The sequence below is a fragment of the Cupriavidus sp. 05L411 genome (assembly GCF_056398045.1).
The window spans coordinates 234,470-246,982 of the sequence record NZ_JBFTOQ010000003.1 but is presented as its reverse complement, the minus strand read 5'-3'; the positions used below and the strand labels follow the sequence as shown (position 1 = coordinate 246,982).

At 65.1% G+C, this 12,513-nt stretch carries 13 protein-coding genes; 3 read left to right on the top strand and 10 right to left on the bottom strand.

Annotated elements, in window-relative coordinates; genetic code table 11:
• Nucleotides 1-30 precede the first annotated feature (30 nt).
• Nucleotides 31-444 (bottom strand): rhodanese-like domain-containing protein, encoded by a 414-nt coding sequence (locus AC1DQR_RS05090; RefSeq protein WP_477132633.1) that lies wholly within the window; start codon nucleotides 442-444, stop codon nucleotides 31-33.
• A gap of 140 nt (nucleotides 445-584) precedes the next feature.
• Here AC1DQR_RS05090 and gpmA point away from each other — a divergent pair, with 140 nt between their 5' ends.
• The 3 genes from gpmA (at nucleotide 585) to AC1DQR_RS05075 (ending at nucleotide 3,901) form a co-directional block, all read left to right on the top strand.
• Nucleotides 585-1,331, top strand: a complete 747-nt coding sequence (gpmA, locus tag AC1DQR_RS05085) for a 2,3-diphosphoglycerate-dependent phosphoglycerate mutase (RefSeq protein ID WP_416047507.1) — start codon at nucleotides 585-587, stop codon at nucleotides 1,329-1,331.
• Nucleotides 1,332-1,492: 161 nt separating this feature from the next.
• The gene (locus tag AC1DQR_RS05080; RefSeq protein WP_416047506.1) at nucleotides 1,493-3,082 is read left to right on the top strand and encodes a S41 family peptidase; all 1,590 of its coding nucleotides are present in this window, start codon (nucleotides 1,493-1,495) and stop codon (nucleotides 3,080-3,082) included.
• A 51-nt stretch (nucleotides 3,083-3,133) separates the two neighbouring features.
• On the top strand, nucleotides 3,134-3,901 hold the full coding sequence (locus AC1DQR_RS05075; RefSeq protein WP_183032038.1) for a HesA/MoeB/ThiF family protein: 768 nt from the start codon (nucleotides 3,134-3,136) through the stop codon (nucleotides 3,899-3,901).
• 15 nt (nucleotides 3,902-3,916) lie between these two features.
• Here AC1DQR_RS05075 and mnmH read toward each other — a convergent pair whose 3' ends face one another.
• The 9 genes from mnmH to gshA form a co-directional block, all read right to left on the bottom strand.
• Complete coding sequence (mnmH, locus tag AC1DQR_RS05070) at nucleotides 3,917-5,041, bottom strand: tRNA 2-selenouridine(34) synthase MnmH (RefSeq protein ID WP_416047505.1); 1,125 nt, start codon at nucleotides 5,039-5,041, stop codon at nucleotides 3,917-3,919.
• Complete coding sequence (gene selD / locus AC1DQR_RS05065; protein WP_416047504.1) at nucleotides 5,041-6,108, bottom strand: selenide, water dikinase SelD; 1,068 nt, start codon at nucleotides 6,106-6,108, stop codon at nucleotides 5,041-5,043. Before selD ends, mnmH begins: the two co-directional genes overlap by 1 nt.
• Before the next feature lie 267 nt (nucleotides 6,109-6,375).
• Nucleotides 6,376-6,855, bottom strand: a complete 480-nt coding sequence (bfr, locus tag AC1DQR_RS05060; RefSeq protein WP_006159487.1) for a bacterioferritin — start codon at nucleotides 6,853-6,855, stop codon at nucleotides 6,376-6,378.
• Nucleotides 6,856-6,967: 112 nt separating this feature from the next.
• Nucleotides 6,968-7,264, bottom strand: coding sequence for a (2Fe-2S)-binding protein (locus AC1DQR_RS05055; RefSeq protein WP_150989663.1), 297 nt, complete (start codon nucleotides 7,262-7,264; stop codon nucleotides 6,968-6,970).
• Between the two features lie 234 nt (nucleotides 7,265-7,498).
• Nucleotides 7,499-9,274, bottom strand: a complete 1,776-nt coding sequence (ptsP, locus tag AC1DQR_RS05050; RefSeq protein WP_043343319.1) for a phosphoenolpyruvate--protein phosphotransferase — start codon at nucleotides 9,272-9,274, stop codon at nucleotides 7,499-7,501.
• Between the two features lie 139 nt (nucleotides 9,275-9,413).
• The gene (locus AC1DQR_RS05045; protein WP_035861002.1) at nucleotides 9,414-9,683 is read right to left on the bottom strand and encodes an HPr family phosphocarrier protein; all 270 of its coding nucleotides are present in this window, start codon (nucleotides 9,681-9,683) and stop codon (nucleotides 9,414-9,416) included.
• Nucleotides 9,652-10,107: a PTS sugar transporter subunit IIA gene (locus tag AC1DQR_RS05040; protein ID WP_150989660.1), complete on the bottom strand. Its 456-nt coding sequence runs from the start codon at nucleotides 10,105-10,107 to the stop codon at nucleotides 9,652-9,654. Before AC1DQR_RS05040 ends, AC1DQR_RS05045 begins: the two co-directional genes overlap by 32 nt.
• Nucleotides 10,108-10,159: 52 nt before the next feature.
• Nucleotides 10,160-11,113 carry a glutathione synthase gene (gshB, locus tag AC1DQR_RS05035; RefSeq protein ID WP_416047502.1) on the bottom strand — a complete coding sequence of 318 codons (954 nt, stop codon included), beginning with the start codon at nucleotides 11,111-11,113 and terminating at the stop codon, nucleotides 10,160-10,162.
• 29 nt (nucleotides 11,114-11,142) lie between these two features.
• Nucleotides 11,143-12,438, bottom strand: coding sequence for a glutamate--cysteine ligase (gshA, locus tag AC1DQR_RS05030; RefSeq protein ID WP_416047501.1), 1,296 nt, complete (start codon nucleotides 12,436-12,438; stop codon nucleotides 11,143-11,145).
• Between the last annotated feature and the right edge of the window lie 75 nt (nucleotides 12,439-12,513).

Genomic DNA, 12,513 nt, shown 5'->3' with positions numbered 1-12,513 from the left:
CGTACCCCCGGCGCCGCTCGCCTGCGCCGCTTACTTGACGACGGGCAGACCGGCTTGCTGCCAGGCGGCAAGGCCACCTTCGAGCGAATAGATCTCACTGTAACCGGCTTCCTTCAGGGCTGCTTGACCCTTGCCCGAACGCTGGCCAGTCTGGCACACGACGATGATGGGGACGGACTTGTCCTTTGCAAGGCTGGMGGCACGGCTTGCCAGGTCGGAAAGTGGCGCACTCTTGGCTTGCGGCAGGTGGCCCTTGGCGTATTCGGTGGCTTCCCGGATATCCACGACCACGGCATTGCGCTTGTTGATCAGCTGGGTAGCGGCGGCCGGGTTGACGGTCTTGCCGGAGGTTCCGCGCGAGATGGCGGGCCACGCCAGCAGGCCGCCCGACACGACGGCGAGGGCGATCAAGGCAAGGTTGTTGTAGTCGGCGAAGAAATTCACGTTGGCATTCCGGTGGGTTGAGTCGGCGGCATTATAAAATAGACGGTTTGGCGCCCGCGACCCGCTATTGTCTCCTAGTTGACACATGTGCGGCGGTATGTGGCAGGGCGCACACAGGTTTCTCACGCTTTGGAAGCAGCATGTACAAACTCGTTCTCATCCGCCACGGCGAATCCACGTGGAATCTCGAAAACCGCTTCACCGGCTGGGTCGACGTCGACCTCACCGACACCGGCGTGGCCCAGGCCAAGCTGGGCGGCAAGCTGCTGCGCGAGGCAGGGCTGGCCTTCGATGTAGCCTACACCTCGGTGTTGAAGCGTGCCATCCGCACGCTGTGGCACGTGCAGGACGAAATGGACCTGATGTGGATTCCGGTCCGGAACGAATGGCGCCTGAACGAACGCCACTATGGTTCGCTTTCCGGCCTGAACAAGGCCGAGACCGCAGCCAAGTTCGGCAACGAGCAGGTGCTGGTATGGCGCCGCAGCTACGATACCCCGCCGCCGGCACTCGACGCGGACGATCCGCGTGCGGCTTACGACGATCCGCGCTACGCGCAAGTGCCGCGCGAGCAGATTCCGCTGACCGAATGCCTGAAAGACACGGTCGAGCGCGTGCTGCCGCTATGGAACGAATCCATCGCCCCCGACATCAAAGCGGGGAAGCGCGTGGTAATCGCCGCCCATGGCAACAGCATCCGCGCGCTGGTGAAATACCTGGACCAGATCTCGGATGACGACATCGTTGGCATCAACATCCCCAATGGCACCCCGCTCGTGTACGAGCTGGACGCCGACCTGCGCCCGTTGCGTCATTACTACCTGGGCGACCAGGAAGCGATCGCAGCCTCCCTGGCCGCCGTGGCGAACCAAGGCAAGGCAAACTGAGGCCCGGGCCGGGCGAGCGCCGCGAGGCTCGCCCGGCCGCCTCAGGCAGTGGACCAGGCCTTTTTTGCTGCTCCCTCTTATACTGTCGGACAAATCCGGCCGGTGCGATGCGCCAGGCCGGCTCCGACACAGCACAATCCTCACACGTTCAGGCAGCCCTCATGCGTAAGACGCTCAAGAACATCAGTCTTGTTACTGCCGGACTCGTTGCCGGCGTGCTCGCCACGCTGCAACTCTCGGCCACGGCGCAGAATTCGCCGGGGCCGCTGCCGCTGGAGCAGTTGCGCTTGATGGCCGACATCTTCGGCCAGATCAAGCGCGAATATGTAGAGCCGGTGGATGACAAGAAGCTGCTGACCGAAGCCATCAAAGGCATGGTCGCCAGCCTGGATCCGCATTCGGCCTATCTGGACGAGAAGGACTTCAAGGAACTGCAGGAAGGCACGCGCGGACGCTTCGCCGGCCTGGGGATCGAAATCTCGCAGGAAGAAGGGCTGGTCAAGGTGATCAACCCGATCGAAGACACCCCCGCCTTCCGCGCTGGCATCCAGCCCGGCGACCTGATCACCCGCATCGACGACAAGCCCGTGCGCGGCCTGCCGCTGGAGCAGGCAGTCAAGCGCATGCGCGGCGAGCCGGGCACCAAGGTCACGCTGACCATCTATCGCAAGAGCGACGAACGCACCTTCCCGGTGTCGATCACGCGTGCGGAGATCCGCGTGCAGTCGGTCAAGGCCAAGCTGATCGACAATGACCGCCTCGCCTGGGTCCGCCTGACCAGCTTCCAGGAACGCACGGTGGCCGACCTGGGCAAGAAACTGGACGAACTGGCCCAGAAGAACCCCAACCTGAAGGGCGTGATCCTGGACCTGCGCAACAACGGCGGTGGCGTGCTGCAAGGCGCGGTCGGCGTGGCGGCAGCCTTCTTGCCCGACGACGTGACCGTGGTCTCGACCAATGGCCAGGTGCCAGATGCCAAGCGCGTCTACAAGACCACGTTCAACAACTACCGGCTGTCCTCGCTCGAGGACGATCCGCTCAAGGACCTGCCGGCGCTGTATAAAAAGATCCCGATGGTGGTGTTGACCAACGCCTACTCGGCGTCGGCCTCCGAAATCGTTGCCGGCGCGCTGCAAGACCACAAGCGCGCGCTGATCATGGGCAAGACCACGTTCGGCAAGGGCTCCGTGCAGACCGTGCGCCCGCTCACCAACGACACCGGCATCAAGCTGACCATCGCGTACTACTACACGCCGACGGGCAAGTCGATCCAGGCCAAGGGCATCCGCCCGGACATCCCGGTCGACCAGAACCCGGAAGGCGATCCTGACGACGCGCTGATCACCCGCGAGATCGACACCGAGCGCCACCTGCACAACAAGCAGGAATCGGAAGAGCCCGAGATGAACGAGCGCGAACAGCGCCGCGTCGAGGAGCTGCGCCGCCTCGAGGAAGAAAACGCCAAGAAGACGCCGGAAGAGCGCGACAAGGAACGCAAGAAGAAGCCGATCGAGTTCGGCTCGGCCGAGGACTTCATGCTGCAGCAAGCCATCGCCCAGCTCGAAGGCCAGCCGGTCAAGCGCTCCAAGTCCAAGCTCGAAGCCGTGGCCACGTCGGACAAGCCGTCCAAGCCTGCGGCAACCAAGGCGGCTACCCCGGCCAAGCCGGCCACCAAGGCACCAGCCGGCGCGCCGCCGGCCAGCGCCCCGATCGGAACGCCGCTGGGCACGCCGACCGGCAAGGCTCCCTGAAATCCTGATGAATAACAGCGGCCCTGCGGGGCCGCTTTTGCATTGCACGCCATGAACGACGATCAACTGCTGCGCTATTCGCGGCATATCCTGCTCGACGAACTCGGCATCGAGGGCCAGAGCCGGTTGCTCGCCAGCCACGCGCTGGTGATTGGCGCGGGCGGCCTGGGCGCTGCCGCCCTGCCCTACCTGGCCTCGGCCGGCGTGGGCACCATCACCGTGGTCGATGACGACGTGGTCGACCTGACCAATCTGCAGCGCCAGGTGATCCACACCACCGCCAATGTCGGACGCCCCAAGGTGGAATCGGCGCGGGAGGGCATGCTGCGTATCAACCCGGGCATCGACGTGCGCCTGGTCCAAGCGCGCGTTGGCGCCGCAGAGCTAGCGCGCCTGGTGGCCGATGCCGACGTCGTGCTCGATTGCTGCGACAACTTCGACACGCGCCAGGCCGTCAACCGCGCCTGCGTGCAGCACAGCGTGCCCCTGGTGTCCGGCGCGGCCCTGCGCTTCGACGGGCAGATCAGCGTGTTCGACCACCGCCAGCAGGGCGCGCCCTGCTATGCCTGCCTGTTCCCGCCCTCGCAGCCGGCGCAGGAAGTGGCTTGCGCCACCATGGGCGTGTTCGCGCCGCTGGTGGGAATGGTGGGCACGGTGCAGGCGGCCGAGGCCCTCAAGCTGCTGATGGGCGTCGGCACCACCCTGGCCGGCCGCCTGTTGATGGTCGATGCGCTTGGCATGGAATGGACCACGATGCGCCTAGCGCGCGTGGCCGATTGCGAAGTCTGCGGTGGCGCGCACGCGCAAGCCGCCCCCTAGGCGGCCTGCGCGCGGTCAGGCGCGGGTGCGCTCACGCAGGAATGCCAGCACCGCGGTGCGCTCGCCGCGGAACACGATCCTGGCCTCGCGCTGTTCGCGCTGGTAGGCGTACATCGGGTCGTAGTATTGCTGCAGCAGCAAGGCGATCCAGCCCAGATGCAGGTCGGTCTCGCCCGTTTCCTCCTGGCGCGCCAGCGCTTGGTCCAGCAAGTCCGAGAGCCGCTCGTAGCGCGTGCCGCCGAGCCGCTTGGCAATGGCCCCCATGGCATCGCGCAGGCGCGCCGCGTAAGCGGCGAAACCCGCCTGCTCACCCAGTGCCGCCATGAATTCCGCCGACAAGCCAAGCACGTAGTCTTCCAGCACGCGGTGCACGCGCGCTTCGAAGGATTCCTCCAGCCAGACCAGCGGCGCTACCTGAATCGCCTGGTAGAAGGCCTGCGGCAGGTTGCGCGCGCCGATGAAGCGCCCCTCGTCCTCGACCACCAGCGCCGGCAACCCGGCCGTGCGATGGCGCAGCAGCGAAATCGCCAGGCCATTCTCGAAATCGATCTGCGTGGGCTGCGCCACCGTGCGCCGGCCAAAGCTGGACCCGCGGTGGCGAGCCTGGCCCTCCAGGTCGATGGCGGCGTCCCGGCTGCCGCTCGGGCCCGTGACCAGGTCGGCGATCAGCTCGGTCTTGCCGCTCCCCGTCATGCCGCCCAGCACCAGCAGGCTGCATTCGGCGGCGGCCGCATCCAGGGTCTCGATCAGGAAGCTGCGCATCGCCTTGTAGCCGCCCGTCACACGCGGATAAGCAATGCCGGCATCCTCGCGCAGCCATTGCTGCACGATCTGCGAGCGCAGGCCGCCGCGGAAGCAATACAGGTAGCCGTCGGGATGCGCCCGCGCAAAGGCTGCCCAGCCCGCGGTTCGCGCCGCGCGGATTTCGCCGGTCACCAACTGGTGGCCCAGCGCGAGCGCGGCCTGCGGCCCTTGCTCCTCATAGCACAAGCCAACCTGGTGCCGCTCGGCATCGTCCATCAGCGGCAGGTTGACTGCACCCGGAAACGCGCCGCGCGCGAACTCCACCGGCGCGCGCGCATCGAGCAGCGGCACGCCGGAAAGAAAGAGCTGGCGAAAGTCGGCCGTATCCTCACGCATCAGATCACCTCGACGGCGTACCGGCCCTGCTCGACGAACTCGCCGACCGGCGCCAGCGCCAGGCCAAACTCCGCGCAGGCGGCATGGAAACCGGCCTCGCCGGTGGGCTCGACCGCCACCAGCAAGCCGCCGCTGGTCTGCGGATCGCACAGCAAGGCGCGCTGCACCTCGCTCAACGCGCCGCCCTGGTTGTCGATCCCGGCGCCGATCCGCGCGCCGTAGCTATCGAAGTTGCGCTGGGTGCCCCCGGGCACGCAACCGGCCTCGACGTAGCGCAGCACTTCCGGCAGCAACGGCACGGCGGCGTGGTCAAGACGCGCTGTGAGGCGGCTGCCGTCTGCCATCTCGACAAGGTGCCCGAGCAGGCCAAAGCCCGTGACATCCGTCATGGCTCGCACGCCCGCCAGCTTGCCGAAGCGGCTGCCGGGACGATTGAGCACGCACATCCAGTCGCGCGCCAGGTGGATATCCTCGGCGCGCAGCTTGCCCTGCTTCTCGGCGGTGGTCAGCACGCCGATGCCCAGCGGCTTGGTCAGGTACAGACGGCAGCCGGCGGTCGCCGTGTCGTTGCGTTTCAGGTACGCGCGGTCGACCACGCCAGTCACCGCAAGCCCGAAGATGGGCTCAGGCGCATCGATGGAATGCCCGCCGGCAAGCGGAATGCCCGCTTCCTCGCAGGCACGGCGCCCACCTGCCACCACCTCGCGCGCCACCTCGGGCGGCAGCAGCTTGACCGGCCAGCCGAGGATGGCGATGGCCAGCAGCGGATCGCCCCCCATCGCATAGATATCGCTGATGGCGTTGGTGGCAGCGATGCGTCCGAAGTCGAACGGGTCATCGACGATCGGCATGAAGAAATCGGTGGTGGAGACCACGCCACGGCCCTCCTCCAGCCCATCCAGCGCATAAACCGCCGCATCGTCGCGCGAGGCATTGCCGACCCACAGGCGCGGATCGAGATGCTGGTTGCCGCTGCCGGCGAGGATCACGTCGAGCACCTGCGGCGAAATCTTGCATCCGCAGCCGGCACCATGGCTGTACTGCGTCAGGCGGATCGGGTCTGCCATGATGCTGGCTCCTGTCGTTTGGTTTGGTTTGGTGTGGTGTTGTGTTGTGCGATGCCGATTCGGCTCCCTTCTCCGCAGCATAGGCGGATCGCGCTCAAGCTGGCGCGAACACACTGGCCCTGACAAGGGTGGTGAGGCTGGGGGAAGAATGGGAATCTGAATGATAAGGGTTACCGCCTGGATGCGGGCGGAACCGGCAGCACCGAGTGGCGCCGCGCGGTTGCGGCCACTGGGTTCTTGCGAACTTGCGGCCGGCTGCTGGGCGGATTATTGCTCGCCCGGCTCCATCTGCGATTGCAGATAGTTCGGCAGGCCAACCTTGTCGATCAGGTCGAGCTGCGTCTCGAGGAATTCGATGTGCTCTTCGGTATCGGTCAGGATCTCGACCAGGATCTCGCGGCTGACGTAGTCGCCCACCGATTCGCAATACGTAATGCCTTCCTTGACGGTGGCATGCGCGCCTTGCTCCAGCTTCAGGTCGCACTTGAGCATTTCCGGGGTGTCTTCGCCCAGCAGCAATTTGTTGAGGTCCTGCAGATTGGGCAGACCGTCAAGCATCAGGATGCGATCAATCAGGCGATCGGCATGCTTCATCTCGCCAATGGATTCCTTGTACTCGATATCGCCGAGCTTCTTCAGGCCCCAGTGGCGGTACATGCGAGCGTGCAGGAAGTATTGGTTGATCGCGGTCAGCTCGTTCTTCAGCTGCGCGTTCAGATGCTGGATGACCTTCTTGTCACCTTTCATTGGAGGCTCCTTGTTGCAACGGGCCCCCGCAAAAACGCGAAGCGGCGCAAGGCGCGCCGCAGGCAGTCAAAACAAGCGAACACGCGCCGCAACCTGATAGTTGCGGGCGAATTTAAGCAACCAGCTCAGTGCGCTGGTCGTTCGCGACTGCCGGGTCCCGAGTGTCCATTATGGCACGTGGGCCCGACGACGAACAGGAAGAAATGGGCACGACCTGGATGGTGGAGACCTTGACGCTGCGGACCGCCGCGACGCCTTCGCAAAGCACCTGTTGGGCGCATTCGCGGCAGCGGCCACAGCAGGTGCCAACACCTAGCGTTTCAGCCAGCTCGTCGAGCGTGGACACGCCTAGATGCACAGCACCGTGAATTTCTCGGTCGGTAACCTGATTGCAGATGCAAACGTACACAAATCCCTCCTTGGGAGAGGGGTGACACCGGCATGTCACCCGCGATGTACGTCAGAATATCAGAGATCGAAAATGATAACAATTCCCATTAAGCCACAAAGGATACATGCCAAGAACACGGCACTTAGTCCGGGGATTGCAGAGACAGGAAACGTCACAACCGACAGAAAAGTGCCCCAAAAACCATCTGTGCGGCGTTGGATTTTCGTAAAAACCTCAATGGAATCAGGGTTGTCAAAGCAGTTTCAACGCGCAAGCGAGCTCCTCCGGCTCGTAAGCGCTCAGCACCTGCTCCACCAGCCGCTCCAGCCGCTCGCAATCGGCATGCAGGACTTCCTGCTTGACCCGCAGCAATTGCGAGGGATGCATCGAGAACTCGCGCAGCCCCATGCCCAGCAGCAGGCGCGTCATGGCGGGGTCCCCGGCCATCTCGCCACACACCGCGACGGGCACGCCAGCGCGGTTGGCCTCGCGGATGGTGCGGGCGATCAGTTGCAGCACCGCCGGGTGCAGCGGGTCGTAGAGATGCGCTACGGCATTGTCGGCACGGTCGATGGCCAGCGTGTACTGGATCAGGTCGTTGGTGCCAATGGAGAGAAAATCCATGCGCCGCAGGAACAGCGGCAGCATCAACACGGCGGCCGGGATCTCGATCATCGCCCCGACCTTGATGTTGGGGTCGAACGCCTGGCCGCGCGCGTCGAGCTGGCGTTTGGCCTGCGCGATCAGGTCCAGGGTCTGGTCGATCTCGCGGGCATGCGCCAGCATCGGGATCAGGAGCCGCACCGGGCCAAAGGCCGAGGCACGCAGCAGCGCGCGCAGCTGGGTCAGGAACATGGCCGGCTCGGACAGCGACCAGCGGATCGCGCGCAAGCCCAGCGCCGGATTCAGGGCCGTCTCGAAATCGTCGCCGCGGCCATCCCGGCCGTCGCGGCCATCCAGTGGCTTGTCGGCACCGATGTCAATGGTGCGGATCGTGACGGGCAGCCCGTGCATGGCGTCCACCGCGCCGCGGTACGCCTCGAATTGCTCCTCCTCGTCGGGCAGCTCGCCACGCCGGTTCATGAACAGGAATTCGGAGCGGAACAGGCCCACGCCAACGGCACCCGCGGTCAGCGCCGCGGTGGCATCTTCCGCCATCTCGATGTTCGCCAGCAGGTCGATCTCGAGCCCGTCCAGCGTCACCGCAGGCGTATGGCGCAGGCGCTGCAGGCGCTTCTTTTCCAGCGCGCGCTCGCTCTGCCGGTGGCGGTACTCCTCGAGGATGATCGCGGACGGATCCACGATGACCAGGCCCGCATCGCCGTCGATGATGACCCAATCGTCCTGGCGGATCAGCTCACTGGCGCTCTGCACGCCTACGGCGGCCGGGATGTCGAGGCTGCGTGCCACGATGGCGGTATGGGAAGTGCGTCCGCCAAGGTCGGTCACGAAGCCGTGGAACACGGTGTGGCGGAACTGCAGCATGTCGGCCGGCGAGATGTCGTGGGCGACCACGATCACGCCGGGCGCGGGCTCGCCGTCAGGGGCCAGGGAGGAAGGTGGCACCGGGGCCGGTGCCAGCACGGCTGCGCCGGCCAGCACCTTGAGGATGCGCTCGACCACCTGGCGGATGTCCGCCTTGCGCTCGCGCAGGTATTCGTCCTCGATTTCGTCGAACTGGCGCATCAGCTCTTCGAGCCGCGTGGTCAGCGCCCATTCGGCGTTGTAGCGCCGGTTGCGGATCAGCGCTTCGGGCTCGCGCGCCAGCGCCTCGTCATCGAGGATCATGGCATGCACGTCGAGGAAGGCGCCCAGTTCTTCCGGCGCCTCGCGCGGCAGATCCCGCTTGAGCGTGACCAGCTCGGCCCGCACCGCCGCGCGCGCCGAACGCAGGCGCTCGACCTCGGCATCAAGCCGGTCTTCGTCGACCAGGTAATGGGAGACATCAAGCGCGGCAGGCGCCAGCAAATGCGCGCGCCCGATGGCGACGCCGCGCGAAACCGGGATGCCGTGCAGGGCAAATGGCATGTACCGCTCCGTCAGGAACGTTTAAAAAATCTGGCCAGGGCCAGCCACCTTGGAAACGGCTTCAGGATGCGGCGAAGCGGCCCCGGCCAGGCCCGCCGCCACGCTCGGCACTGCCGCCTTTCATCCCGTACCCGGCCCCCTACTCCCCTTCGCCGAAGCGATTGGCGATGAGCGCCAGCAAGGCGTCCATGGCCTCTTGCTCATCGGGCCCGTCGGTCTCGATGGTCACGGTGGAGCCGATGCCGGCGGCCAGCATCATCACACCCATGATGCTTTTGGCGTCGACCTGCCGACCATTGCGCGACATCTTGACCTGACTGACGAAATTGCCCGCCAGTTGCGTCAGCTTGGCGGAAGCACGGGCATGCAGCCCAAGCTTATTGATTATGTTGGTGTCCCTCTGCAGCATATTTGTCGGGATGATTTGCGATTTGGTTCTGGACGGTGGTGGAGCCTACCTGCAGCACACCCTGCGAGCCCCCCGCCAGCGCCTTGAGGGCGAGCTGGTCGAGTTTCTCGGCACGGTAGCAGATGGCGCGCACCAGCATGGGAAGGTTGACGCCGGCAAGCACCTTGACGCGGCCCGGCTCGGCGAGGCGCGCGGCAATGTTGGCCGGCGTGGCGCCAAAGATATCGGTCAACACCAGCGCGCCGTTGTCTTCGCAGACTTCGGCCAGGCGCCGCCGGGCCTCCGCCAGCACGGCGGCGGGCTCAGCGTCCGGCATGACGTCGATCGCCTCGAGCCGTTGGGGCTGGCCGCAGTAGACGTGGGCGGCGCACTCGCGCAATGCCGAAGCCAGCGGGGCGTGCGCGATGATCAGGATGCCTGCCATGGTGGTGAATCCGTTGGATTGACGCGATTGTAGCAGGCAGCCCGCCCGTGATTCAGCGCGAACGCGCCTGTACCGCGTGCTCTAGGGCGTCGATGAACATGGCAGCCACCTGGAAGCCGGTCTGCTGCGTGATTTCCTGGAAGCACGTCGGGCTGGTCACATTGACCTCGGTCAGGTAGTCGCCGATCACGTCCAGCCCAACCAGCAGCAGGCCTTGTTCCCACAGGCCCGGGGCCAGCGCCTCGGCGATCTCGCGATCGCGCGCCGAGAGTTCCTGGGCACGGCCGGTGCCGCCCGCCGCCAGGTTGCCGCGCACCTCGCCGTCCTTGGGAATACGCGCCAGCGAGTACGGCACGGGCACGCCGCCGATCAGCAGGATGCGCTTGTCGCCGTCCTTGATCTCGGGAATATAACGTTGCACCATCAGGGTGCGCGCACCGTTCTCCCCCAGCGTCTCGATGATGGCGCCAAGATTCAGGCCATCCGCGCCAACTCGGAAGATCCCCATCCCGCCCATGCCATCGAGAGGCTTAAGAATCACATCAAGATGCTCCGCGTGGAACGCGCGAATACGATCCGCGTCACGGGTGACCAGGGTCGGCGTGATGTATTCGGGATAGCGGGCAATCGCCAGCTTTTCGGAATGGTCGCGGATCGCCTGCGGCTTGTTGAACACATTGGCGCCCTGCGACTCGGCCAGTTCCAGCAGCCAGGTGCTGGTCACGTACTCCATATCGAAGGGCGGATCCTTGCGCATCACGATCGCATCGAAGCCGGTCAGTGGCTGCAGGCCGGGCTCGCCCGCGCGGTACCAGTCATGGGCGTCGCCCGTTAGTTGCAGCGGGCGCACCACCGCCTCGACCTGATGGGCCGACAGCGACAGTTGCGACTGCAGGCAGGCGAACAACTCATGGCCGCGCTCGACCGCCTCGACCATCATGGCGTAGGTCGAGTCCTTGTAGGTCTTGAAGGTGTCCAGCGGGTCGGTAATAAACAGAATGCGCATGTTGGCTCGTCCCGGTCGCAGCGTTTGTCTCAGAGAATCGGATTGGGGTCGGTCTTCTCGAGTTCCAGCGACGCCGCCAGCAAAGCCAGCCGCGCCACCACACCATACATATAGAAGCGGTTCGGCACGGCCGCGCCCGGTTTGGCATGGCTGTCCGGAATGCCGTTGGGCGCGAACGCCAGCGGCACGAAATGCGCGCCCGGCGCGTTCAGGTTCTCGTCGTTGCCGCGGCCGGTATGGACGCGGTAGAAGCCACCGACCACATAGCGGTCGATCATGTACACCACCGGCTCGGCCACCGCGTCGTTGACCTTCTCGAAGGTGTGCACGCCTTCCTGGATGATGACGTCGTTGACCTCAAGGCCCTCCTTGACGACGCTCATCTTGTTGCGTTCCTTGCGGTTCAGCCCCTTGATCTCGGACGGATCCTTGATGGTCATGATGCCCATGCCATAGGTGCCGGCATCGGCCTTGACCACGACATACGGCGTTTCCTTGATGCCGTACTCGCGGTACTTCTTGGCGATCTTCTTGAGCACGCCTTCGACCGAGTCGGCCAGCGCCTCCTCGCCAATGCGCTCATGGAAATCGATGCCCCCGCACTTGGCGAAGTACGGGTTGACCATCCACGGATCGACGTCGATCAGCTTGGCGAACTTTTTGGCGACTTCGTCGTAGGCCGAGAAATGGCTCGACTTGCGGCGCGTGGACCAGCCCGCGTGCAGCGGCGGCAGCAGGTATTGCTCATTGATGTTCTCCAGGATCGGGGGAATGCCGGCGGAGAGATCGTTGTTGAGCAGGATCGAGCAAGGATCAAAGTCCTTCAGGCCCAGGCGGCGGCCACGCGCGCCAAGGCGGGCCAGCGGCTCCACCACCAGCGTCTGGCCATCGGGGAGCTCGATCGGCGTGGGCTCGGTGATGTCTTCGGACAGCGAGCCCAGGCGGACGTTGAGGCCGGCCTGGCGCATGATCAGCGACAGCCGCGCCACGTTCTGCAGGTAGAACATGTTGCGGGTGTGGCGCTCAGGGATCAGCAGCAGGTTCTTGGCGTCGGGGCAGATCTTCTCGATCGCCGCCATCGCCGCCTGGACTGCCAGCGGCAGCATTTCAGGCGCCAGGTTGTTGAACCCGCCCGGGAACAGGTTGGTATCGACCGGGGCCAGCTTGAAGCCGGCGTTGCGCAGGTCGACCGAACAGTAGAACGGAGGCGTATGTTCCTGCCATTCCAGCCTGAACCAGCGCTCGATGGACGGCGTCGCATCCAGGATCTTTTTTTCCAGCTCGAGCAGCGGACCGTTCAGCGCGGTGATGAGATGCGGGACCATAAACATCCTATTGATCGTCTTTATCGTTCGCCCAGATTGTAGAGGAACGGCCAATTGGCTGCTGGCGCCGCCTGA

Coding starts and splice junctions, on each gene's coding strand:
- AC1DQR_RS05080 (WP_416047506.1), top strand. CDS start 1,493: ATGCGTAAGACGCTCAAGAACATCAGTCTTGTTACTGCCGGACTCGTT.
- AC1DQR_RS05040 (WP_150989660.1), bottom strand. CDS start 10,107: ATGGCAGGCATCCTGATCATCGCGCACGCCCCGCTGGCTTCGGCATTG.
- gpmA (WP_416047507.1), top strand. CDS start 585: ATGTACAAACTCGTTCTCATCCGCCACGGCGAATCCACGTGGAATCTC.
- AC1DQR_RS05075 (WP_183032038.1), top strand. CDS start 3,134: ATGAACGACGATCAACTGCTGCGCTATTCGCGGCATATCCTGCTCGAC.
- mnmH (WP_416047505.1), bottom strand. CDS start 5,041: ATGCGTGAGGATACGGCCGACTTTCGCCAGCTCTTTCTTTCCGGCGTG.
- ptsP (WP_043343319.1), bottom strand. CDS start 9,274: ATGCCATTTGCCCTGCACGGCATCCCGGTTTCGCGCGGCGTCGCCATC.
- gshB (WP_416047502.1), bottom strand. CDS start 11,113: ATGCGCATTCTGTTTATTACCGACCCGCTGGACACCTTCAAGACCTAC.
- AC1DQR_RS05045 (WP_035861002.1), bottom strand. CDS start 9,683: ATGCTGCAGAGGGACACCAACATAATCAATAAGCTTGGGCTGCATGCC.
- gshA (WP_416047501.1), bottom strand. CDS start 12,438: ATGGTCCCGCATCTCATCACCGCGCTGAACGGTCCGCTGCTCGAGCTG.
- selD (WP_416047504.1), bottom strand. CDS start 6,108: ATGGCAGACCCGATCCGCCTGACGCAGTACAGCCATGGTGCCGGCTGC.
- bfr (WP_006159487.1), bottom strand. CDS start 6,855: ATGAAAGGTGACAAGAAGGTCATCCAGCATCTGAACGCGCAGCTGAAG.